24 protein-coding genes are annotated in these 23,747 nt (G+C 39.6%); 14 read left to right on the top strand and 10 right to left on the bottom strand.

The window, feature by feature from the left end:
- Nucleotides 1-64: 64 nt before the first annotated feature.
- Both EAX61_RS02415 and EAX61_RS02410 read right to left on the bottom strand, forming a co-directional pair.
- A complete protein-coding gene (locus tag EAX61_RS02415; protein ID WP_121916071.1) occupies nt 65-1,963 on the bottom strand; it encodes an amidophosphoribosyltransferase in 1,899 nt (632 codons plus the stop codon).
- 47 nt (nt 1,964-2,010) lie between these two features.
- Complete coding sequence (locus EAX61_RS02410) at nt 2,011-2,940, bottom strand: PfkB family carbohydrate kinase (protein ID WP_121916070.1); 930 nt, start codon at nt 2,938-2,940, stop codon at nt 2,011-2,013.
- Nucleotides 2,941-3,254: 314 nt separating this feature from the next.
- Between EAX61_RS02410 and EAX61_RS02405 the strand changes: the two genes are divergently transcribed.
- Both EAX61_RS02405 and EAX61_RS02400 read left to right on the top strand, forming a co-directional pair.
- Entirely contained in the window at nt 3,255-3,878 is a 624-nt protein-coding gene (locus EAX61_RS02405; RefSeq protein WP_147448320.1) for a hypothetical protein, read from the top strand.
- A 33-nt stretch (nt 3,879-3,911) separates the two neighbouring features.
- The gene (locus tag EAX61_RS02400; protein ID WP_121916068.1) at nt 3,912-4,535 is read left to right on the top strand and encodes a hypothetical protein; all 624 of its coding nucleotides are present in this window, start codon (nt 3,912-3,914) and stop codon (nt 4,533-4,535) included.
- Here EAX61_RS02400 and EAX61_RS02395 read toward each other — a convergent pair whose 3' ends face one another.
- Both EAX61_RS02395 and purN read right to left on the bottom strand, forming a co-directional pair.
- Nucleotides 4,536-5,174, bottom strand: a complete 639-nt coding sequence (locus tag EAX61_RS02395; protein WP_121916067.1) for a ribonuclease H1 domain-containing protein — start codon at nt 5,172-5,174, stop codon at nt 4,536-4,538.
- A gap of 75 nt (nt 5,175-5,249) precedes the next feature.
- Nucleotides 5,250-5,840 (bottom strand): phosphoribosylglycinamide formyltransferase, encoded by a 591-nt coding sequence (gene purN, locus EAX61_RS02390; protein WP_121916066.1) that lies wholly within the window; start codon nt 5,838-5,840, stop codon nt 5,250-5,252.
- A gap of 175 nt (nt 5,841-6,015) precedes the next feature.
- Here purN and EAX61_RS02385 point away from each other — a divergent pair, with 175 nt between their 5' ends.
- The 6 genes from EAX61_RS02385 to pyk all read left to right on the top strand — a co-directional run bounded on the left by EAX61_RS02385 (nt 6,016) and on the right by pyk (nt 12,007).
- Nucleotides 6,016-6,252 carry an acyl carrier protein gene (locus EAX61_RS02385; RefSeq protein WP_121916065.1) on the top strand — a complete coding sequence of 79 codons (237 nt, stop codon included), beginning with the start codon at nt 6,016-6,018 and terminating at the stop codon, nt 6,250-6,252.
- 10 nt (nt 6,253-6,262) lie between these two features.
- The gene (gene fabF / locus EAX61_RS02380) at nt 6,263-7,516 is read left to right on the top strand and encodes a beta-ketoacyl-ACP synthase II (protein ID WP_121916064.1); all 1,254 of its coding nucleotides are present in this window, start codon (nt 6,263-6,265) and stop codon (nt 7,514-7,516) included.
- A gap of 6 nt (nt 7,517-7,522) precedes the next feature.
- Nucleotides 7,523-8,260: a ribonuclease III gene (gene rnc / locus EAX61_RS02375; protein WP_121916063.1), complete on the top strand. Its 738-nt coding sequence runs from the start codon at nt 7,523-7,525 to the stop codon at nt 8,258-8,260.
- A 95-nt stretch (nt 8,261-8,355) separates the two neighbouring features.
- Nucleotides 8,356-9,987 carry a sensor histidine kinase gene (locus EAX61_RS02370; protein WP_121916062.1) on the top strand — a complete coding sequence of 544 codons (1,632 nt, stop codon included), beginning with the start codon at nt 8,356-8,358 and terminating at the stop codon, nt 9,985-9,987.
- 106 nt (nt 9,988-10,093) lie between these two features.
- A complete protein-coding gene (locus EAX61_RS02365) occupies nt 10,094-10,579 on the top strand; it encodes an IPExxxVDY family protein (RefSeq protein WP_121916061.1) in 486 nt (161 codons plus the stop codon).
- On the top strand, nt 10,580-12,007 hold the full coding sequence (gene pyk, locus EAX61_RS02360; RefSeq protein WP_121916060.1) for a pyruvate kinase: 1,428 nt from the start codon (nt 10,580-10,582) through the stop codon (nt 12,005-12,007).
- A 71-nt stretch (nt 12,008-12,078) separates the two neighbouring features.
- On the opposite strand, the gene EAX61_RS02355 is transcribed toward pyk, so the two are convergent.
- The 3 genes from EAX61_RS02355 to uvrC form a co-directional block, all read right to left on the bottom strand.
- Nucleotides 12,079-12,864, bottom strand: a complete 786-nt coding sequence (locus EAX61_RS02355) for a hypothetical protein (protein WP_121916059.1) — start codon at nt 12,862-12,864, stop codon at nt 12,079-12,081.
- A 110-nt stretch (nt 12,865-12,974) separates the two neighbouring features.
- On the bottom strand, nt 12,975-15,206 hold the full coding sequence (locus EAX61_RS02350; RefSeq protein WP_121916058.1) for a patatin-like phospholipase family protein: 2,232 nt from the start codon (nt 15,204-15,206) through the stop codon (nt 12,975-12,977).
- A complete protein-coding gene (gene uvrC / locus EAX61_RS02345; RefSeq protein WP_121916057.1) occupies nt 15,207-17,000 on the bottom strand; it encodes an excinuclease ABC subunit UvrC in 1,794 nt (597 codons plus the stop codon).
- 105 nt (nt 17,001-17,105) lie between these two features.
- Here uvrC and EAX61_RS02340 point away from each other — a divergent pair, with 105 nt between their 5' ends.
- The 6 genes from EAX61_RS02340 (at nt 17,106) to EAX61_RS02315 (ending at nt 21,580) form a co-directional block, all read left to right on the top strand.
- Complete coding sequence (locus tag EAX61_RS02340) at nt 17,106-17,549, top strand: ATP-dependent zinc protease family protein (protein ID WP_121916056.1); 444 nt, start codon at nt 17,106-17,108, stop codon at nt 17,547-17,549.
- Nucleotides 17,524-18,396, top strand: coding sequence for a 30S ribosomal protein S6--L-glutamate ligase (rimK, locus tag EAX61_RS02335; protein WP_121916055.1), 873 nt, complete (start codon nt 17,524-17,526; stop codon nt 18,394-18,396). The genes EAX61_RS02340 and rimK overlap by 26 nt, the downstream gene beginning before the upstream one ends.
- 11 nt (nt 18,397-18,407) lie before the next feature.
- A complete protein-coding gene (locus tag EAX61_RS02330; protein WP_121916054.1) occupies nt 18,408-19,415 on the top strand; it encodes a succinylglutamate desuccinylase/aspartoacylase family protein in 1,008 nt (335 codons plus the stop codon).
- The gene (locus EAX61_RS02325; protein WP_121916053.1) at nt 19,384-19,950 is read left to right on the top strand and encodes a 5-formyltetrahydrofolate cyclo-ligase; all 567 of its coding nucleotides are present in this window, start codon (nt 19,384-19,386) and stop codon (nt 19,948-19,950) included. The genes EAX61_RS02330 and EAX61_RS02325 overlap by 32 nt, the downstream gene beginning before the upstream one ends.
- 126 nt (nt 19,951-20,076) lie before the next feature.
- Nucleotides 20,077-21,141, top strand: a complete 1,065-nt coding sequence (locus EAX61_RS02320; RefSeq protein ID WP_121916052.1) for a sensor histidine kinase — start codon at nt 20,077-20,079, stop codon at nt 21,139-21,141.
- Nucleotides 21,142-21,163: 22 nt separating this feature from the next.
- Nucleotides 21,164-21,580: a response regulator gene (locus tag EAX61_RS02315; protein WP_121916051.1), complete on the top strand. Its 417-nt coding sequence runs from the start codon at nt 21,164-21,166 to the stop codon at nt 21,578-21,580.
- Here the strand turns inward: EAX61_RS02315 and EAX61_RS02310 are convergent.
- From EAX61_RS02310 to EAX61_RS02300, 3 genes are read right to left on the bottom strand one after another with little or no spacing between them, the layout of a single operon-like run.
- Nucleotides 21,577-22,212, bottom strand: coding sequence for a lipoprotein signal peptidase (locus EAX61_RS02310; protein ID WP_121916050.1), 636 nt, complete (start codon nt 22,210-22,212; stop codon nt 21,577-21,579). The genes EAX61_RS02315 and EAX61_RS02310 overlap by 4 nt on opposite strands.
- A 31-nt stretch (nt 22,213-22,243) precedes the next feature.
- Entirely contained in the window at nt 22,244-22,873 is a 630-nt protein-coding gene (locus EAX61_RS02305) for a hypothetical protein (protein WP_121916049.1), read from the bottom strand.
- Nucleotides 22,874-22,879: 6 nt separating this feature from the next.
- Nucleotides 22,880-23,704, bottom strand: coding sequence for an OmpA family protein (locus tag EAX61_RS02300; RefSeq protein WP_121916048.1), 825 nt, complete (start codon nt 23,702-23,704; stop codon nt 22,880-22,882).
- Nucleotides 23,705-23,747 lie beyond the last annotated feature (43 nt).

The raw sequence follows: 23,747 nt of genomic DNA, 5'->3' as shown, positions 1-23,747 counted from the left end.
ACAACACTATTTTTAGACGAAATACACAAATAATCAGCAAATTGACATTTTATTAAGACTTGCTTTAATAAGCCCTAGCACTATTTCCCTCCACGTAATTTATATAAGCTCTATTTACAACTCTATTTCCCCCGTATGTAGGGTAATCTCCTGTAAAGTACCAGTCTCCTAAGTTTTTAGGACAGGCCATATGTAAGTTTTCTACGGTCTGATAGATTATATCTACTTCTACAGTTACAGAATCGTCTATAAGAAGCTCAGCAATCTTTGCAGAAACTTGTTGATCTGTAAATGGAGCATAAATCTCTTTTACATAGTTCTTTACGTTCTTATCCTTAAACTCCGTCTGTTCTTTGCATTTTTGATATACATTATCAATTATATCTTCTTTACCGTGCTCTTTAAGCAGCGCTATCGCCGCTCTAAAAGCGATAAAGTCTTCCAGTCTGGCCATATCAATACCGTAACAATCTGGATAACGTATTTGAGGAGCAGAAGAGACAACAATAATCTTAGATGGATTTAATCTTGCAAGCATCTTTATGATACTTTTCTTTAAGGTCGTGCCTCGCACAATACTATCGTCTATTATTACGAGCTTATCTTCTGGTTTTACCACACCATAAGTCACATCATAAACGTGTGCAACGAGATCATCACGGCTACTATCTTCTGTAATAAAGGTACGCAGCTTTGCATCCTTTATAGCGATTTTTTCGGTTCTCAGCTTTCGCGAAAGTATTTTCTGGAGACCTGCCTCGTCCAAACTATCCTTAGCCGCAAGGATCTCCTGTCCCTTTTGTTTATTAAGTTCATCTTGTGCCGCCTCAACCATTCCATAAAAAGAGGTCTCTGCCGTGTTCGGTATGAAGCTGAAAACGGAGTTCACTGTGTCGTGGTCAATACTCTTTAAAACTTCAGGCATTAAGAGTCGCCCGAGCATTTTACGTTCTTGGTAAATTTCGGCGTCAGATCCTCTGGAGAAATATATACGCTCAAAGGAGCACGCCTTGCGTTCTAGAGGTTCTATAATTTGATGAATTTGTAACTCGCCATTTTTCTTAATAACGACTGCTGCTCCAGGATCAAGCTCCTTAACGTCTTCAAAAGGAATATTAAATGCCGTCTGAATCACAGGGCGCTCACTAGCAACGACCGCTATTTCTTCATTTTCATAATAATAAGCTGGTCTAATTCCCGCTGGGTCACGCAACACAAATGCATCTCCGTGACCTAACATTCCCGCCATTGCATATCCTCCATCCCAATCTTTAGATGCTCTTTTGAGAATTTTATTCACTTTTAGCCTTTGGGCAATTTTGGGAGAAGCCTGTTGCTTATTAAAACCTTCTTTCTTAAGTTTTTTGTACAGCTTTGCCACCTCATCATCTAGAAAGTGACCTATCTTTTCCATTACCGTAATCGTATCTGCCTGCTCTTTGGGATGTTGCCCTAATGAAACCAGTTTGTCAAACAGCTGGCTTACATTTGTCATATTAAAATTACCCGCTACTATAAGATTACGATGCATCCAGTTATTCTGACGTAAAAAAGGATGAACACTCTCAACACTATTTTTTCCAAAAGTTCCGTAACGCACGTGACCCAATAATAATTCTCCAATGTAAGGAACGTTATTTTTTTGCCAAGCAACATCTTCTTTCTTATCAGGATTTGCAGTCATCATCTCATTAATCCGTCCATTTATTTGAGCAAAAATATCTTGAATAGGTTGTTGGGCCGTAGATCTTTGCCTGCTTATATAACGCTGTCCGGGATCCATATCAAGTTTAATACTGGCAAAACCAGCTCCATCCTGACCACGATTGTGCTGTTTTTCCATCATGAGGTACATCTTGTTTACCCCGTAAAAAGCTGTACCATATTTGTCCTTGTAGAACTGGAGGGGCTTTTTTAATCTAATAAGTGCAATACCGCACTCATGTTTTATTGCGTCACTCATAATCGTTTGTAAACAAAAGCGCCCCTTAAAATAGGAGCGCGTTTATATTAGTTTAATGCTATATCAAATTGTGTTAGCTTCTCAAATTCTCTAAGCCGTTCCTTTATCTCCTCGTCTGTAACAGATTGTAATCGCTCTGTTCCAAACTTTTCTACCGTAAAAGATGCCAAGCATGAGCCGTAAATGAGAGCGTTTTTCATTGTCTTAAAAGAAACTGTCTCTATCTGGGCAAGATACCCTGCAAATCCTCCTGCAAAAGTATCTCCTGCTCCCGTAGGATCAAAAACCTCTTCTAGCGGTAATGCGGGCGAAAAGAAAATCTCGTCCTTATGAAAAAGTAAAGCGCCATGCTCTCCCTTTTTAATCACAACATATTTAGGTCCCATCTCGTGAATCTTACGGGCAGCAGTAACAAGCGAATACTCCCCGCTTAATTGTCTCGCCTCTTCATCATTTATGGTAATGACATCTACTTTTTTTAGTGTGGTTTTAAGCTCGTCAAGAGCGATATCCATCCAGAAATTCATCGTGTCTAGAATGACTAGCTTAGGCTTTACGATCATTTGATCTATAACTCCGAGTTGAACACTCGGTTGTAGATTTCCTAGCATTACTATTGGAGCATCCTTGTAAGTAGCTGGAACTTTGGGGTCAAAATCTGCTAGAGTATTAAGCTCTGTAACAAGCGTATCACGAGTATTCATATCGTTATGATACTTGCCGCTCCAGAAAAAAGTTTTACCTCCTTTAACCACTTCTATTCCGTCCGTATTTACACCTCGGTTTTTTAATAAATCTATATATTCCTGAGGAAAATCTTCTCCCACAACAGATACGACCGCTGGAGATACTCCAGAAAATTTTGAAGCAGAAAGCCCTATGTAAGTTGCTGCACCTCCCAAGATCTTATCCGTTTTTCCGAATGGAGTTTCAATCGCATCAAACGCACAAGAACCTACAATAACCAATTTACTCATTTAATTTTTTTTGCAAATATACGATTTTGAATGCTTGACAATACTAGCCTAATGAGACTGAAATTAGTCAATGTAAAAATACAGGCACGAGAGTATTACTTAAAATCTAAAGAGATGCCTCTTTAATAGTTCGCTTTCGCGAAAGCGCACGGAAACCAATGCTAAGAAATTGTCGTATTTATCATCCAGTCGTGCTGAAAATATCGACGAAGTGCAAAAAATTATCGCCATAAAACACAATATGCACATTTTCAACAAGTTACGGCTAAAATTGAAAATAAATTATATCTTTGACATCCCAAATCTATTGAATTATGAAATTACAACCACTAGCATTCGTGCTCCTATTTTCTTATACCTTATGGGGACAAGTCGGTATAGGAACTTCTACTCCTAACGCAGAATTAGAGATAAAATCACCCACAGACCAGCTTCCCGCATTAGAGCTTAATCCCCAAACAGCTCCAGACGGCACGGCTATGGGTCAAATTTCTGTGATCAACACTCCTGATTATGGCCCTGAGCTCTTTATGTTTGATACAACACGTACAGATAATACAGGTCAAGGCAAGTGGCTCACAATAGGATCAAGTTCTTTTAACTTTGGTCGTGAGGGCGGGCAGAATAATTCTACTCTGGAGTACGCCGGAGACATCACGTCCAGCGGCCCTAAGATGCCTAGAAAAGGGACAATCGTTTATGCCTCGTTAAACTCTTCTGGCGGGAACGCTACTAAGGAAATTAGAATTACCATTCACAACAGCGCAGGAGTAGAACAATCATCTACAAGCCTAAATCTTGTGGGCGGATCTCTTAAGAAAACTGATTTTAATCTAGACTTTGAAGCGGGAGATTATATAAGAGTACACGTGGGCAATGGTGGAGGAAATAATGTGAATGATCCTACAGCTGTCATTTGGGTAAAATGGCGCAAATAAAATTCTTTACATCTTCATCATAAATTGTTCTAAATGAAAAAATTCATACTTCTTATTAATTTAATATTTATAAGCTTTTGTAGCAATGCGCAAATTGGGTTTGGAGAGCGTAATCCCACGGCTGCGTTAGAAATTAAGACTACAGCGTCTGATCTTCCTGGTTTACGATTAAATCCGCAAGAAAATCCCAAAGGTGTAGATACTGGACAAATGGCAGTCATAGGAGATAAACTCTATATGTTTGATGCAAATCGCGATAAGTGGCTAAGTATAGAATATACAACAATTGAGTTTGGGAGGTTGGGGATTTCATCTGATGACAGCTCTTTAGAGTATGGTGGTGGTGACGTTCAGACTAGTGGGCCATTAATGCCTTTTGATGGTACTATAGTAGGTCTGAGTATGCGAGCAACAAGAGATGATAGTAATGTAGATATAAAATTATTTAAAAATAATGTTCAAGTTCCTAGAAATACGGCAGACATTACAAAAAGTGGTGTATTTAAGCTTGATAATGTGGGTAACTATAAGAACAACACCTATAACTTAGACTTTGATGCCGGAGACTGGTTTAGAATGGAAGTAGATGGTACAGGAACTATTATTGAAAATCTTTCTGTAGTGTTGCTCGTAAAATGGCGACAGGATAACCCGTAATTACTTCCTCCCAAAATCTGCTGGAATTTCTCCCCAGGCTTTGGTTTCCCACTTGACGATAGTAGTTGTGTAGGTATTAGATTTAAGCCATTGCTCTGCCCGCCTCACGAGGTCGATTACGTCTTTATTTCGGGTATTTTCTTGAAGTTTTGTATTGCACTTTTTCTTTTTCACCCAGCCTATGGCAATTCGTGAGTCGGAGTATATTATTCGGTCGCTTCCTATTTTTTTAAGATAAGCCAGGCCGTGTACGAGAGCGAGAAACTCTCCTATATTATTGGTCCCTTGCTTAAAAGGCCCTTGGTGAAAAAGTTGCTTGACCGTTTGCGTGTCTACCCCACGGTATTCCATAATACCGGGATTTCCAGAACTTGCGGCATCTACAGCAATGGAGTAGAGATTAGGTTCTCCGTATTTTGCTTTTTCATCAGCTGTTAGAACGCGTTTCTTTTTTGAAGTTCCTTTAAAGTCGTTATAGTCTCCGTTATAAGCCGTTTTTGCTTTGGCAAAGGTTTCAAAGCTCTTATACTTTGCCCCAGCATAGCCGTCTATCATTGCCTTGCAATCCTTCCACGAGAGATAGATGCCCGGCTTTTTACCTTCCCAGACCACGTAGAATTTTTCTTTTTTCTTACTCATTAATTTGTCATTTCCGCGAAGGCGGAAATCTCATCCACCCATTTTTAGATGCCTAAAAGTTTAGACATTATGGCGTTAATTATTTTTTTTCAAAAATGATGCTATCACTTCTGGAAAATGCGCATATTCTAATTGATGCACTTTTTCGGCAATAGTTTCGGGCGTGTCATTTTGAGTCACCTCTACTTTGGCTTGGAAAAGGTATTCGCCTTTGTCATACTCTGGCGTTACTTTGTGTATGGTGATTCCTGTGTAGTGTTTTTGTTCTGAGTGCGCTTTCGCGAAAGCGGAAACAGCCTCGTGAACATTCATCCCGTACATTCCCTTACCTCCAAAATCTGGAAGTAAGGCCGGGTGAATATTGATAACCTTATTAGGAAACGCATGAATGATTTTCTCTGGGAAGAGCCAAAGAAATCCAGCCAGTACAATCACATCTGGAGCAGTCGTTTTGAGCAGGTTGAGCACATCGTCTGTCTTATAGAAGGCCTGACGGTTAAAGCTTAAGGCACTGATGTCGAGGCCTCGAGCGCGTTCTAGCACTTTGGCACGGGGGTTGTTACTGAGCAACTGCACGACTCGGGCATCCGTACGGTCCTTAAAATACTCTACAATACGCTGGGCGTTTGTACCGTTACCCGAGGCAAAAATTACAATACGTTTCATCTTGAAGTGCTGTTGTGAGTGCAAAACAAAGGATTATTATTAACATTTTGAAGGTAATCTTACCTTTACTTATTACAGAAATACGTAAATTACCTTCACATTTTAAGCGCAAAGAATTGTATAACCGTAAAGTTTGCTATTTTTGCGACTTAATTAAAAATTAAATTTAAAGATTATGTCAGACATTGCATCAAGAGTAAAAGCGATTATCGTAGACAAATTAGGAGTAGACGAAAACGAAGTTGTAACAGAAGCTAGCTTCACAAACGACCTAGGCGCTGACTCACTAGACACAGTGGAACTTATAATGGAATTCGAAAAAGAATTTGATATTCAGATTCCAGATGACCAGGCAGAGAACATTGCTACTGTAGGTCAAGCAGTTTCATATATAGAGGACGCAAAGAAATAAATTGCGTACTATGGAGCTTAAGCGAGTAGTAGTTACCGGACTTGGTGCACTTACCCCAATAGGAAATAATATCCAGGAATACTGGGAAGGACTTTCTACAGGTAAAAGTGGGTGCGCACCTATCACATATTTTGATACGGAAAAGTTTAAAACAAAATTTGCTTGTGAGCTTAAAAACTTTGACGCTCTCGAGTTCTTTGATCGTAAGGAAGCTCGAAAGCTCGATAAATTTGCCCAATATGCATTGGTAGCCTCAGATGAGGCTATCAATGATGCGGGTATTGATCTTGATAAGGTTGACAAGTTTAGAGTAGGAGTGATTTGGGGTGCCGGAATAGGTGGTCTAGAAACTTTTCAAAACGAGGTTCTCAACTTTGGTGCTGGAGACGGCACACCAAGATTTAATCCCTTCTTTATCCCAAAAATGATTGCAGATATTGCCCCAGGTAATATCTCGATCAAACACGGATTTATGGGACCCAACTATACCACGGTTTCTGCTTGTGCGTCTAGCGCAAATGCAATGATTGATGCGCTTAACTACATTAGGCTAGGACATTGTGATATTATTGTAACTGGAGGAAGTGAAGCGGCGGTAACACCAGCTGGAATGGGTGGTTTTAACGCAATGCATGCATTATCTACAAGAAATGAAGATGCAGACACGGCTTCTAGACCCTTTGATGCGACTCGTGATGGATTTGTTCTAGGTGAGGGATCTGGAGCACTTATTCTTGAGGAATATGAGCACGCAAAAGCACGTGGTGCAAAAATCTATGCTGAGGTTGTAGGAGGAGGAATGTCTAGTGATGCGTATCATATGACCGCCCCCCATCCTGAAGGAATAGGTGTAGAACGTGTAATGCTCAATTGTTTAAATGATGCGGGCTTAAAGCCTGAAGATGTAGACCATATTAACACACATGGCACCTCGACCCCGTTAGGAGATGTTGCAGAGCTTAAAGCGATTTCTAAAGTATTTGGAGAACACGCAGCACATATAAATATCAATTCTACTAAATCAATGACAGGCCACTTGCTAGGTGCCGCTGGGGCAATAGAGTCTATTGCCGCAATACTGGCAATGCAACACAGCCTTGTCCCTCCCACAATAAATCACACGACTGTAGATGAGAATATAGATCCTTCTTTTAATCTTACGCTCAACAAGGCACAGAAGAAAGAAGTAAATGTAGCAATGAGCAATACCTTTGGTTTTGGAGGTCATAACGCTTGCGTGCTATTTAAAAAATTAGATGCTTAATTTGTAATGAGCGCTTTTAAAAAAATATTCAACTCTCGTGCTGAAAAGGACGGGAGTTTTTTTATGCGTATGCACTCCATTTTGGGATTTAAGCCTAAGGAATTATCTCATTATGAAAAGGCGTTTACACATCGTTCCTTAGGGCTTAAAAAAGAAGATGGGAACCCCCTTAATTATGAGCGACTCGAATTTTTAGGTGATGCTATGTTAGGATCTGTAATCGCAGCACATCTATTTGATGAAGTGCAAGGCGGAAACGAAGGCTATCTCACAAAAATGCGCTCAAAGGTCGTGAGCAGAAAGCACCTAAACGAACTTGGAAAGGACCTTAACCTTATACGTTATGTAAAGGCCAACATTCCTATTGAAAATTTTGGCGCAAACATTCACGGTAATCTTTTTGAAGCCTTAGTAGGGGCTATCTACTTGGACAGGGGTTATAGTTACTGTGAGAAATTCATCCAAAAACGTGTTATAGAACCCTATGTAGATATTGAAAAACTTGAGGGTCGCATTATAAGTTATAAAAGTGTTTTAATAGAGTGGTGTCAGAAAGAAAAGAAGACTTTCAAATTTGACACTTTTGAAGATACAGGACAAGACCTAGTTAAACATTTCGGAGTCAAGCTTTTAATTGATGGAGAAGTAAGTGCAAAGGCGCGTGCGACATCAAAGAAAAAAGCTGAAGAAATTGCTTCTAAACGAGCTTTTTATGCCTTTCAACGAGAAATTGAAGCTAAATAGTGTTTAATTTATCCGTTAATTTACTACTTTAGCATACTCTTTTACCCCTCCTAAATATTTGTTTAATAATCAACTACCTTTTGAAGGGGTTTGCTATGTCACTTCGATTTTCGAAAAATTATTATTTCCTGTTTGCTATAATTGCCATTATTACTGCAATTGCTGTAGTTTGGAGTACCTCAAGGATTATTGAAGAAGAACAGGCCACACGAAAACTCAGACTCAAACAAGCAAATAAAACTGCTGCTACAGAGCTACAGGAAGCTCTAGTAAGTTATGCCACATTGATATCTGGAGTAAAGACCTTTATTTCTTACAGGAACGATATTCCTAGAAAAGAAGACATTCAGTACTTTCTTAAAACTCAAATTTCTGATGTCAAGGCAGAGCCCCCTTTTAGCGTTTCTTACATAGACACAAATCATATATTTCAATTTGATTTTACAATGCAACCAGCAGGACCATTGCATCTTGAGGGAACATCTATAAAAGATATAATAGGAGAATCGGGTATACGCCGTATGGATACGCTTATGCTAAAGGATTCCTTTTATGCCTCAGACCCTACAAATCTGATAGAAGGGCGAGTGGGATTTCCGTTAGGTTTTGGGATTTTGGATAGTACTGGGGTTTCTAGGGGATACTTGACAAGCGTTGCAGAGTTTGCCCCTATTATTAACAGAGTATATGATCACGTAGACAAGTCACAGTTTGTATTCAGTTTTCAGAGTACGAACGGAAATTATTTTGACAGGACGAGGTCATATAACTACCAGAAATTAACGTCTGACGACTCTGATCCAGAGTATTTTAAAAATTTTGACATTGCTGAAAATCAATATGTATACACCACAATTCCGTTTTATAACAAGAGTTTTACCGTAGGAACAGCTTATAAAAGCCCATACAAATTTAGCACGAGTTTAATTATTTCCTCAGCATTATGGTACCTCCTCATTCTCGGGTTTATGCTATTTATTATAAGTCAACTGTATGTTTACAAGAAAAAAAACGCCACAATCGCTGCTCAAAAGGAACAACTCTCTGAACTTGTTGCTACAAAAAATAAATTTTTCTCAATTATAGCCCACGATTTAAGGAGTCCACTCTCATCTGTTATTAATTATTTAGATGTACTTAAAGGAGGAACTTACGAAAACAGTCAAACCAATAATATTTTTGGGCAATTAGAAGATTCTAGTAGAAATAGCATTACCCTTCTAGATAACCTTCTCAAATGGTCTAAAATACAAACAGGTCAAATTGCTTTTAATCCAGAAACCTTAGATCTTATGAGTATAACCAAAGATCAAATAAAAGTACAGAGTCAGCTCTTAGAAAAAAAAGGATTGCAAGTAAGACTAGAATCTAGTTACAGCGGCAAAGTAACCGCAGATAAAAATATGATTGCTACAGTAATAAGGAATCTACTTTCGAACGCAATCAAATTTTCTAGATTAAATGGTATCATCGTTATTGAAATCAATAAAGTTGAAAATAACGTATCCTTCAGTATAGAAGATAATGGGATTGGGATACCTGATGATTTTAAAGACAATCTCCTAGACATAACCACCTTGACACGTCAGGTGGGAACTAATAATGAAAAAGGGTCGGGACTAGGGCTCATTCTATGTAATCAATTTATCGAAGCGCATAAAGGAAAGCTAGCCATAGAAAGTGCGTTTGAAAAAGGGACGATTGTTAGCTTCTTACTTCCCTTATAGCAGCGCTCTATAGGTAATTTGGCGCAAACGATTTCGTTCTTTTATTCTTGTATTCATATAGCCTTTTAGCCATATTGCGTATCTTTAAAATTGGTTTAAAAAAGGTATGGGAACATATAAGCTTGTTTTAGAGAATGATATAAGCTATGATTTTACACTCATTGCCATTCATTGCTCACTGGAGCCGTACTACCTTGCTTTCCTACTCAATAAACACCTCAAAATAAAGCTTGAAAGAAGAAGAAAGGATGTTCTTTTAAACTTTGCTGGGCTGGAAGCGGGATTTCCACTTTTTCAATACGAGGATGATTATCGATATCTAACTTATCAACTTCTTCAGAATAGAGTGCGGATATCAGTAGCTCGAGAGGAAAAAGATGGATTGTTTGGCTTTGAGAATAACGGGACTAAACGCTATGTATTTATGCAAGAACTGCCCAAGGTAGATTTTATGCTTCGTATTGTAGATGATGGTAGCGCTTTCGCGAAAGCAAAAACAATCACAACCCTAAACCAAATTACGCAAATTGTAACCGCCTATAATGTTGAAGTAACAACATTAAAAGCCAAAGAAAACTTAATCATAGAGTAAATGCCACAAAGAAAAAAGACCAAGATAGTTGCAACTTTAGGACCAGCAACAAGCAAAAAAGAAGTTCTAAAAGCAATGATGGATGCAGGAGCAGATGTTTTTAGAATAAACTTCTCCCATGCAGATTACGAAGACGTCAGAGAGCGTGTTACTATGATACGCGAGCTATCAGAAGAATACGGACATAACATCTCCATACTTGGAGACTTACAAGGCCCCAAACTACGCGTAGGCCGAATGAAAGAAGAGGTGGTCGTAAATCCTGGCGACATTATTACATTCTCCACAAAAGAAGAATTTGAAGGCACAAAAGAACGTGTTTATATGAACTACCAACAGTTCCCAAGAGACGTAAAAAAAGGAGAAAAAATTCTTCTAGACGATGGGAAACTAATGTTTGAAGTTGTAAAAACAGACGGTAAAAGCGAGGTTGTAGCAAAGGTCATTCAGGGAGGTCCTCTTAAATCTAGAAAAGGCGTAAACCTGCCCAACACTAACATCTCACTTCCCGCGCTTACAGAAAAAGATGTTAAAGATGCGATTTTTGCAATAAGTCTCAAAGTAGACTGGATTGCGCTGTCCTTTGTTCGTCACGCAGAAGACTTACAAGAACTGCAAGCAATCATAAATGAACATTCAGATCATAAAATTCCTATAATAGCAAAAATTGAAAAACCAGAGGGCGTTGCAAACATCGATAAGATCGTCGCCTATTGCGACGGATTAATGGTAGCTCGTGGAGATCTAGGTGTAGAAATCCCTGCACATGAAGTGCCCCTTATACAAAAGAAATTAGTGCTTAGAGCAAAGAAAGCACGTATACCAGTAATCATTGCAACACAAATGATGGAAACGATGATTTCCTCACTTACCCCAACTAGAGCAGAGGTAAATGACGTTGCAAACTCTGTTATGGATGGTGCAGATGCAGTAATGCTTTCTGGAGAAACATCCGTAGGTCAGTATCCTGTGCAAGTAATTGAAAAAATGGCCTCTATTTGTAGAAATGTAGAAGACTCCGAGCTTATTAAAGTACCTCAAGACCCTCCACATATACGTACGAAGAGATTTATTACAAAGTCTATCTGTTACCACGCAGCACATATGGCAAATGAAATAAATGCTAAGGCAATCTCAACACTTACGAATAGTGGATATACCGCTTTCCAAATTTCTGCTTGGAGGCCCAAATCGCATATTCTAGTATTTACGAGCAACCGTCGCATTCTAACCCAACTCAACCTGTTATGGGGTGTGAAAGCCGTGTTTTACGATAAATTTGTCAGTACTGATGAAACAGTTGAAGATGTAAATAAAATTGCCCTTGAAAAAGGTTTTGTTCAGAAAGGAGATATGCTCATTAACCTCGCCGCTATGCCCATTGTAGAAAAAGGTATGGTAAATACCTTAAGGGTTTCAGAGGCTTAAGCAACTCATATAGAATTAAAAGGGGTTAAACTCGATGTCGAGTTTAACCCCTTTTTTATTAATTAAAGTTACTAGTTTGAAGATTCCACTTCTTCAAGAGTGAATCCTCCATTGTTTTTCTTAACGCTTACAGACCGTTTGTAATCCTTTAGTGCATACGTGTAAGTAACTCTTTCTATATTATTATCGTTGCCGCGGGAGATAGTAACTTCGTCTATAACTGTCTTACGACGCTTGTCTGTGTTTTCTAATTTTGACGGAATTGCGGTCTTGTTTAAATCTAGTTTTAAGCTTTTTGGCAATTCAAAGAGATGCTGAGCGATAGTATACGCTTCATTCCAGCTTTTGGCAGGAACAGAAACTGTTGTGGTCATCCCGTAGGCAGCTCCTTTTTCATTCTGCTTCTGGGCTACTGTAATAGGATATTCTACTGTAGAAACCCGTTGCGCATATGCTTTAAGAGATTCATTTTTTAATGGCGGTGCTAGTGCCGTAAGGTATCCGTTAAAGACAAATCCCGTCGCTCCTTGATAATCTACCTCAACCATATCCCCTGTGATTCCGTCTATTGTCATAGTAGTGTGTGCTGGAGCGCTTAATTGGGTTACTTGAGCTCCGTATGGAAGTGTAAGTTTTTTTGTGGAGCGTAATGTAATTCCTTCTCTTAGCGATAACCCACTCGGTGCATTTATGTAAAAAACCTTTGACTCTGGCTTTTCGAGTGTGCTTCCGTTTGCCGCATATAATGCTTTATCTGGATTACTAGGTTTTTTGGTGCTAGCTTCTTGAGAGTTGTTTTCTTTGCAGCCTACGATTACTAAGCAAACAATAGCGAGTGTTTTGATGATGATTTTCATAATGTTCGTTTTTTTGAATTATTGATATATAATCAAAACACACAAATCGAAGCAATATTTTTAATCATTCTGTTAATTAAATGATAAATATGAAATACTGTTTAAAGATTCTAAAATCTATACCCGAGACTCACAAACCATTCTCCAGACTTAATCTCAGGACTATAGCTATATTTTACTTCTAGCGGTCCTAAAAACGACTCCAGACCATAGCCTATTGCATAGCCCGTAAACGCCGGAGGTGGCAACCAATCTTCAGATGAGAAAAGATCATCGCCTGCATTTGCAAAATTTGCAGAAAGATTGATATGGTTCTTATTAAAAATTTCAAAATCTGCCGTGAGGCCAGCTTTTACAAAACCGTCACCCCCGAAACTTATAAAATCGTACCCCAGAAACGGAACCAGATTATTTATGCGCTGATTTCCATAACCTCCCAAAAAGAAGTCTAGCGATCGTGTCTCTGCTCCTCCTATTTTAAATCCTCCTGCTAGCTCTGTGATGAGTGTAAAATTAGAAGTGACGCTCTTTGCATACTTAAAACGTGCTTTAGCAATAGAAAACTCTGTAAAATTGTTATTAAAGTCTGACGAAAAGAGATAAAGGTCAAAATCTCCATCAAAATATACTCCAGAAGAAGGAAAATAAAGGTCATCCAGCGAGTCATAGCGCAGCTGAGCATAAACTCCCCCAAGATGACTTTTTTCAAAAATAAAACTCTCGTCAGGGGTTGCATCATTTACAATAGTTTCTGTCTCGACATCCAGAAATTTATGTTGAGCGCCTAAGTCTAGAGAAAATTCTTTTAGAAAAAGTGTCTGCAAAAACAGTTGATTTGTGACATCTTGGTATTCCAAATTTACACGATTTACACCGCCAAAATCCAGAGCACTCACATTCTCCACAAATCGCGCATCTACTCCTTTATCAAAAGTGTTATACGTGGACCGTACACCCACACTCCAGTAATAACCCTTATCTATATAATAATTAAAATTGTATCGCACATTATCCCCTATTATAAAATCGAGTGTTGCAATGTCATTTTTAAACAGCAAACGCTTCTTTGTAAAATTTACTAGTGCAGCACTTCTGTACAAATCATCATAATGCACGCCCAGCCTGATGCTCTGAGTACTCGAAGATTCTCTTAAATTTAACTGCAATACTTGCCCATCTGGAGTAGGTGTTAACCTGTGATTAATGCGCTCAAAGTTTTCTGTAGCAGCCAGATTGTTTAGGCCACTATTAAAGTCGCTGTAGCTTACTTTTTGAGGAGGATTCAGTTTAAGTTTCCCCAAAATATATGCTCTGGTATAGTTCTCATTTCCGGTAATGTTTACGGCATCTAATGTAATGCTATCCTTAGGTTTAGGTGGAGGAGTACGCTTTCGCGAAAGCGGTCTCTGCATCATCCCTATTTCCCGTAGAGCCTCATAATTCTCAAACGCCTTTACCCTTCCCTTCTCCACAATCTTTGCCCCTTCGTCAAAAGAAACAACCGAAAAATCATCGATGTCTGGTCGTATATATACATCGGTACGTTTCTTTTTTTCCTCCATCGCCTGGATCGTACGATAGTTATTAATTTGCATGAGTATCTCTGGTGCTGTTTGTAGGGATTCTCTATCTCTTAACCTATCCTGAACATCTATGCCTATCACATAATCTATTCCTTTTGTTTTAAGCTCATCTACCGGATAATTATTTATCACCCCTCCGTCTATAAGGACACGATCATTTAGTAATACTGGGCTAAACAACGAAGGTAAAGCACCACTGGCCGAAAGTGCCTCTGGTAAATAACCACTATCTAGAATAACCTGTTGTCCATTTTCGACATCTGTCGCAACACAGAAAAAAGGTATAGGCAATTGCTCAAAATCCTGAATTGTGTCTACGTGACCCAAAACTTGACTCAGCAAATTATAGGTGTTTTGACCCTTAGAAAGCGCTCTAGGAAAGGACAGCTTAAAATTATCAAAGGGCAATGTCACGGCATACCTTTCGGCATCATCTTTCTCATAAAAGGTCTTTGCACTACGGGGTAAATCATCCTGTATTAAACGGTCAAAGTCTACCGCTTTAAAAATAGAGTCTATCGCAGTTGCGTTATATCCAGAGGCATATAATCCCCCAACGATAGCTCCCATACTGGTCCCCGCAATATAGTCTATGCGAATTCCCGCTTCCTCTATCACTTTAAGTGCGCCTATATGCGCAAGCCCCTTAGCGCCGCCACCGCTTAAAACCAAACCTACTTTTACATCTTTTTGTACAGGCTCCTGAGCCTGTAGAATGCCTAAGGTAAAAATGGATAGTATGAAAAAGAGATGACGCACTTACTTCTTATGATAGTGATTATACAAAATGGTTGCTTTTGCATTGCCCACAACTTCTGTTAAACTTTTTTTGCTGGCTTCTTTTACTTTAGAAACTGAGCGGTAATGCTTGAGCAAGTCGATAACCGTTTTTTCACCTATTCCGGGAATGGTTTCTAGTTCAGTTCCTAAGGCCGCTGCAGATCGCTTATTCCGGTGGAAGGTAATACCAAAACGGTGTGCTTCATTCCGTAATTGCTGGATTATTTTGAGTGTTTCACTCTTTTTGTCCAGATACAAGGGAATACTATCTCCTGGATAATAAATTTCCTCCAGACGCTTTGCAATGCCCACAATGGCAATCTTGCCTCTCAATCCTAAATCTTCCAGTGCTTTTACCCCACTAGATAGCTGTCCTTTTCCCCCATCTACTATGATGAGCTGTGGTAAGGGTTCGTCTTCGTTAAGCAACCTTCTATACCTTCTAAAAACGACTTCCTCCATACTGGCAAAATCATCCGGACCTTCAACAGTTTTAATATTGAATTTCCGGTAGTCTTTCTTGCTGGCTTTCCCGTCCTTAAAAACCACACAGGCGGCCACGGGATTTGTTCCTTGAATATTTGAGTTGTCAAAACACTCTATGTGTCGGGGCTCTTCTGAAAGTCGTAAGTCTACCTTCATTTGCGCCATAATTCTATTTGTATGACGGTCTGGATCAACAATTTTTGTCTTTTTAAAGCGCTCCATACGATAGTACTTCGCATTGCGCTCTGAGAGTTCGAGAATACGCTTTTTGTCTCCTAGTTTAGGAACCGTCACCTTTACCTCGGTTCCTATTTCGATATCAAATGGAACATAGATTTCCTTGGACTGAGAAGAAAAACGCTGTCTAATCTCAATAATGCCCAACTCCAATAATTCCTTATCGGTCTCGTCCAGTTTTTTCTTGAGTTCAAGTGTGTGTGAACGTATAATCGCTCCGTGGGCAAGTTGTAGGAAATTCACGTATCCATAACCCTCATCACTTATGATGGAAAATACATCTACGTTTGAGATTTTTGGGTTTACGACCGTACTTTTAGATTGATAGTTTTCTAAAATATCGAGCTTTTCCTTTATGCGCTGTGCGTCTTCAAACTCCATAGCCTCGGCGTGCTTTTGCATCTGGTCGCGAAATTTATACAAAGACGTTTTGAAATCTCCTTTTACAATCTGCCTAATATGTTCTATGTGCTCATGATACTCTTTTTCTGATTGTTTGCCCTCACACGGCCCCTCGCAATTGCCTAGATGATATTCCAGGCACACTTTATATTTACCAGCATCCACTTTTTCTTGAGATAAATCATAATTACAGGTGCGCAGTTTGTACAGACTTTTAATGAGGTCTAGTAACGTTTTTACCGTCTTCATACTGGTGTACGGACCGTAATACTCACTACCGTCTTTTATCAATCTGCGTGTAGGGAAAACCCTCGGGAAACGTTCATTTTTTATACAAATCCAAGGATAGGTTTTATCATCCTTGAGCATTACGTTGTAGCGTGGCTGGTATTCTTTTATGAGACTGTTTTCCAGCAGTAATGCATCCGTTTCGGTCTCAACGACGATGTGTTTTATTTCGGCTATTTTTTTGACCATCGTTCGGATGCGGCCATTATCGTGGGACTTACTAAAATAAGAAAGAACACGTTTTTTAAGGTTCTTAGCCTTGCCCACATATAACAGTCGCCCTTCTTTATCATAATATTGATAAATTCCAGGGCTTGTGGGAAGCGTTTTAAGATGAAGTTCTACAGATGCACTAGCCATACTCAAAGATAGTATTTGTGGGGTAGTACGCTTTCGCGAAAGCGTATAAATTCCTCTTAAAATATCTTTATGAGATAGTAATATGCGTATCTTGCTCGTCCTAATATGAAAAAGACAATTGGTAGAATAGACAAGGCAGATTTTCCAGAGTTGGGCTTTAAGGATATCGATGTAAAAGTGGATACCGGAGCCTACACGTCCTCCATTCATTGTACAAACATAAGAGAGGAAAATGACATGCTTATCTGTACTTTTCTAGATCCATCGCACCCGCTGTATGATGGGAGAGAGCTCAAGTTTGAGTTTTATGATATTGCCGCTGTAAAGAGCAGTAACGGGGAGATCCAATACCGTTATGAGGTACAAACCAAGATTATACTCTTTAATAAACAATATAGTATTTCTTTAACCCTAAGCTCGCGGGAAGATATGCGCTTTCCCGTACTTTTGGGCCGTAAACTTTTAACTAAAAAATTCATCGTAGACACAGAACTTATAGACGTGTCTTACAACCTAAAAAACAATGAACTTAAAAATCCTATCTCGTAATGGTCATTTATATTCTACGAAAAGGCTGGTCGAGGCTGGACTCAAAAGAGGCCACAGCGTAGAGGTCATAGACCCACTGAAATGCGACCTCATTATTGAGAAAAAAAATCCGGTTGTATATTATAAAGGGCGTCATCTTGAAACAACAGACGCCATCATCCCTCGTATTGGGGCTTCTATAACGTTTTATGGAACGGCAGTGGTGCGACAGTTTGAAATGATGAATACCTTTACGACAACGACATCGCAAGCACTTGTGGTAAGTCGTGACAAGTTGCGTAGCCTCCAGATTTTATCAAAATCAAGGTTGGGGCTTCCTAAAACGATTTTTACAAATTACTCTCGTGACGTATCCGAAGTAATAGATCACGTAGGAGGAGCTCCGCTCATTATAAAATTGCTAGAAGGAACACAAGGGTTAGGGGTTGTCCTCGCCGAAACCAAAAATGCAGCAGAGTCTGTCATCGAAGCTTTTAATGGTCTTGAAGCACGTGTCATTATTCAAGAATATATAAAGGAAGCAAAAGGAGCAGACATTCGTGCCTTTGTTGTAGATGGGCAGATCGTAGGCGCTATGAAACGTCAGGGTAAAGAGGGGGAGTTTCGCTCTAACTTGCATCGTGGTGGTAGTGCAGAGATTATTCAGCTTTCTGATGAGGAAGAAAATGCGGCCATCAAAGCGGCAAAAGCTATGGGATTAGGTGTTGCAGGGGTAGATATGCTACAAAGTGAGCGCGGACCACTTATTCTGGAAGTCAACTCTTCTCCTGGGTTAGAAGGCATTGAGAAAGCAACAGGAAAAGATATCGCTAAAACAATTATACGCTACATAGAGCGTCATATTTAATACAATAGCCCTTGAAATTCATAGACGAAAATAACGTTCTGACCCTTCTTGGAGAAAAGGTGTTGCCAGGAAAGAGAGCGACGATTAATTTTAATCTTGCAAAGCTCTACACGACATCCTCGGTTGAGATTCCTATCATTATTGAACGTGCAAAAAAGCCTGGGCCAGTCATTTTAATTACATCTGGAATACACGGTGATGAAATCAATGGTGTAGAAATCGTGCGCCAGATTATTGCCAGAAAAATTAATAAACCCAAAAAAGGAACCATCATTTGTATACCGGTGGTTAACATTTTTGGCTTTCTGGATATGAAACGAGCTTTTCCAGATGGCAGAGACCTCAACAGAGTCTTTCCGGGAAATCCAAGAGGCTCTCTAGCCAGTAGATTTGCATATCAATTTGTAAAGAAAATTTTACCCGTTGCAGATCTGTGTCTGGATTTTCATACGGGAGGTGCTGCTCGTTTTAATGTGGCGCAGGTCCGTATAGATCCCCTTGATGTAGTATCCGCAGAGTATGCTCGGGTTTTTAATGCTCCATTCACCCTCACGTCTAAGATTATCCCTAAATCCTATCGTGCTACCTGTTCTAGGCTTAAGATTCCAGTATTACTGTTTGAAGGCGGGAAATCTAAAGTAAGTGACAAAGAAATTGCAAAAGCAGGCGTACAAGGAGCAATGCGGGTTTTTGCACATTTAGGAATGCTAGACCCTGCCATTGAAGTTCCAGAAGCAGATAGGCCGTCTAAATATATAGAAAGCACCCAATGGATACGCGCAAACTATAGCGGTCTCCTGCATACTAAAGTGCATTGCGGGCAACATCTAGAGATAGGACAACACATCGCAACGATTACAGATCCTTATGGGAAATTTAGACACGTAGTAAAGGCAAAATCCGAAGGTTATGTGATTAATGTTAATGAGGCATCACTAGTGTATCAAGGCGACGCCATTTTTAATGTCTCTGTAGAAAAATCAACAAGTGAACAAGGCGAGTCTGAGGAAGAAATATAAGGCCTTGCGCGCTTCCCTCTCTGCAGAGGAACGCGATAACCGCAGTCTTGCTATTGCAAATCAATTGCTTGGTCTTGATATTTGGGAATACGACTATTACCATATTTTCTTACCTATAGAACGCCTGCTAGAGGTAGACACGACCTACATTCTTAACATCCTTTCGGGAAAAGACAAGAACGTTCTCATCTCGAAGTCTGATTTTGAAAAGGGCACAATGCAACACTTCCTATTGCTGGATAACACCAAGCTTCAAGTAAACGAATACGGAATTCCAGAACCTGTAGATGGGATTGAAATCGCTTTCGCGAAAGCGCAAGTTGTTTTCCTACCACTTCTTGCTTATGACAGTAAGGGAAACAGAGTAGGCTACGGCAAAGGTTTTTACGACAAGCTCCTTGCCGAATCTAACAAGGAACTACTTACAATAGGCCTATCCTATTTTGAGCCAGAAGAAAAAGAAATAACGACAAACAGCTTAGATGTCTCGATGAAATACTGTGTAAGCCCATCAAATTCCTTTAAATTCTGTTAATTGTTTCTTATTTTTTTATACCTTGACTGCCTCAATTAAGTTCCATTGAAAGTAAATACATTGATAAGACGCAAACCTTCTATATCAAAGGATCAAAAAAAATTGGAGAGTCGGGAGCTATTTGCAATGGACAACTTCTATTATGAAGAAATCTCTAATCTTACGGAGGCCGGAGGGTGGATGGTCGATTTCCTGAATAAAAGGAGTTTTTTTGATGACCAGGCAAAACGTATACTTAAAGTCCCCGAAGATTTCATTCCCACTTTAAAAAATGGGTATAAATTCTATGCTGAGGAGCATACAGATAAAGCAACCGCACTTTTCTTTGGTTGTGCTCAAGGAATACCGTTTGATACAAAGATTAAAATGGTTACGTATGATGGGTCCGTCTTTTGGGCCAGAGCACACGGAAAACCTATGGAAAATGAAGAAGGAGAGATTATAGGGATCAGAGGTGTTTTTCAAAGTATTGACGAAGAGGAAAAAATCAAGTTGCAATTACAGGCCTCTTTAGACCTAATAGAAAAACATAACGAACGCTTGTACACCTTTTCACATATTGTGTCCCACAACTTACGATCACACGTAAGTAATATGCAACTCACAACTCAATTATTTGAGGCTAAGAATCTGTCCCAGGAGCAACAAGAACTTTTTGGGAACTTTACTCAGATTGCACAAAATTTAGACACAACCCTTAAGCACCTTAACGAGGTTATTACCATACAGATGGCTGGTGATACAGATCGTGAGTTTGTGCATATCGAAGATATTTTTAATACTGTAAGAACGAGCATAAAGCAACTCATTGTGCAGTCTGATGCAGAGATTTATACTGATTTCTCAGAGGTCGAAAAAGTGCAGTATGTGCCAGCATATCTAGAAAGTATCCTGTTAAACTTACTAACAAATTCGATTAAATACAGAAAAGCAGGAGTACGCCCAGAAATTCGTGTCTTTACTTTTGAAGAAAATGAAAAACAATATCTTGTCGTTCAAGATAACGGAATAGGAATAGACTTAAAAAGCCACGGTGATAAAATGTTTCAATTATATCAGACCTTTAATAATAATGACGATGCTGTAGGAATGGGGTTGTTTCTAACTCGAAATCAAGTGGAAGCTCTTGGTGGCAAGATTTCTGTAGAAAGCACCCTAGGGCGTGGTACAAAGTTTACAATTCGTTTATAACGATAATTAATCCCCTAAAAGAATGAAATATCCCATTGAACTCGCTTGTATAATAGACGATGATGATATGTACATAAGCCTTATAACTAGGTTGATAGATATTAAAAAACTGTCTAAAAACTTACTTATTTTTAAAAATGGTAAAGAGGCGTTAGATTACTTTGTGAGAACGTTACAGCATTTAGAAGAGCGGGGCTTACCCCAAGTGATTTTACTTGATCTCAATATGCCTGTTATGGATGGATGGCAGTTCCTGACTGAATTAGGAAAGTATGACTTTCCAGCCCTTAAAGAAACAACATTATATATCGTAAGCTCGTCTATAAACCCTGTAGACATAGAGCGTTCCAAAGCAATAAGTCTCGTAAAGGATTTCCTTATTAAACCCGTGAGACCAGAAGAACTTGCAAACGTCTTTATGACTTCAGAAGCCTCTTAAGCCTCAACTTCCTGTTCTGCTGGCTTTGTTTTAGGAAACACTTTTTTGTTAAAAACAAGCAGAATACCCACTCCTGTACTTATCGCCATATCTGCTATATTAAAAATAGCGTTAAAGAAAGTAAATGACTTTCCTCCCCAGACTGGAATCCAAGATGGAAGTATACCTTCCCATATAGGGAAATACAGCATATCTACCACGTTTCCATAAAGTGGAGAAGCATATCCTCCATTTTCTGGTAAAAATGTCGCTACTTGGCTCGGTGTGCTTTCATCAAAAAGAACCCCGTATAATAAAGAATCAATAATATTTCCTACCGCTCCTGCAAAAATGAGTGCAATCGCAACGATAAGTAACTTAGGTGCGTTTTCCTTTGCGCTCTTGTATAACCAATATCCAATAATAGGTGATATAGCAAGTCTGAACAATGACAAAATCAGTTTTCCATATTCTCCTGGAAGCCTTGTGCCCCAGGCCGCACCCTCATTTTCTACAAAACGAATCTCGAACCAGTCAAGTCCAAAAGCCTGAATGGACTCTCCTAATAAGAAGTTAGTTTTGATATACACCTTAGAGATTTGATCTACTAAGAGAATCAAGAAAACGATGATGGTTGCTTTTTTAAATGACATAGCGATTTGTAAAGGCGCAAAAATACGGTTTTCACTCTGATTTCCTCACAGTGATATCGCCGTCCACGCTTTGTAGCATCAGACCCTCTCCAGTAGGAAAGCTTTTAGGAATAACGACCGTACCATTGCGAGATTGTGCGGTAACAGTTGTCGTTTTAGTAGCTATGGTTATGGAGCCTGTAAGGGTATTGATTTTTCCGCTTTCGCGAAAGCGGAATTCCTCCAGCCTACACCCACCACGACCCAAGTTCATTTGTACTTGCCCGAACCTACCCGTTCCATCCACCCCGGCAAGGGTAGAATAAACATCAACATCCAGACCTTCTGGCAACGTGATTTCCAAAACAATAGAAAGCACCTTGTGCGCCGAAAGCTTATCGTTAAAAGGGATAAAATCAGGCGTGCGACCAGTTGTTATTTTGAGGATACCATCGTCAACAACGGTTTGCAGTAGCGAACTCTCAAAGGTCTCGCCCTCAATTAAAGTCGTTACCGTAATGTCTGAAACGGGCTTTGCCGTGAGTCGTATTTCAAAAATCTCGTTGCTGTTTATGTAGACTCCAGTGATTTCTGAATCGGCGTAAGACTGCATCATCTGTTTTTGAGCAGAAAGCTGTGCGGAAACTAAAGCTACCGCTAAATAAAGCGCTATTCTCATCATTACCGTCTACTTTTTAGGACGCTTTTTCTTGATGTAGGTCACGAGAATCTCCACACGTCTGTCCTGTTTTGCTTCTCCTCCCAAAGGGTATCTGCTCCCAAAGCCTTCGTGGCGCATCCGTTTTTTTGCCACACCATTGCGGGCGAGATAATCATATACAAACTTCGCTCTAGCCTCAGAGAGATTACGCTTTCCAGTCTTTAAATCTACCGCGTCGCGACCTTTAGGCGTACAACAGACGTGTCCCTGAATTTTAAAGATGATGTTGTCATTTTCTTTGAGAAAGTCTGCCAGCTTACGCAAGTCACGGTGAGACTTCCCTAAAATGTAGCTGTAGTTTGTCTTAAAAAGAATATTATTGAGTAGGATGCGGTCACCTTTTTCAATGGTGTCCGTCAGGGTTTTGTATTTTTTTTCTGTTTCGGCGAGTTCTTTTTCTGACTCTTCGGCCTCGGCGCTTACAACTCGGGGCTGTTTTATGCCTACGATGATTTCTACCTTGCGGTTAAGCTTACGCTGTATCTCGTTTGTGGCATCATCCAATCTTGTGAGGAGCAGTTCTCCCTTTCCATCTGCATTTGTGATGACGGAATCTGGGACACCTTGAGCTACAAAAATCTCTTTTATCGCATCTGCCCGTCTTTGAGATAAAGCCTCGTTATAAGCGTCGGTCCCACGATCGTCGCAGTAGCCGTAAATAGAGATATCGTCTATTTTTTCTAATGGCAAACTAGAAATAAACCGATTCAATTTTGCCGTTTCGACCTTAACAATATCGTGTTTATCCGTATCAAAAAAAGTCTCGTGTATGCGGTCTACTTGTCCAAACATTTGAATGGAAATTAGTACGCAGGCAATAATTAGAACGTGTTTT

It is taken from the genome of Dokdonia sinensis (assembly GCF_003688895.1).
Classification (GTDB): Bacteria; Bacteroidota; Bacteroidia; order Flavobacteriales; family Flavobacteriaceae; genus Dokdonia; species Dokdonia sinensis.
The sequence above is the reverse complement of the archived record's forward strand: the minus strand, read 5'-3'. Positions and strand labels throughout refer to the sequence as shown.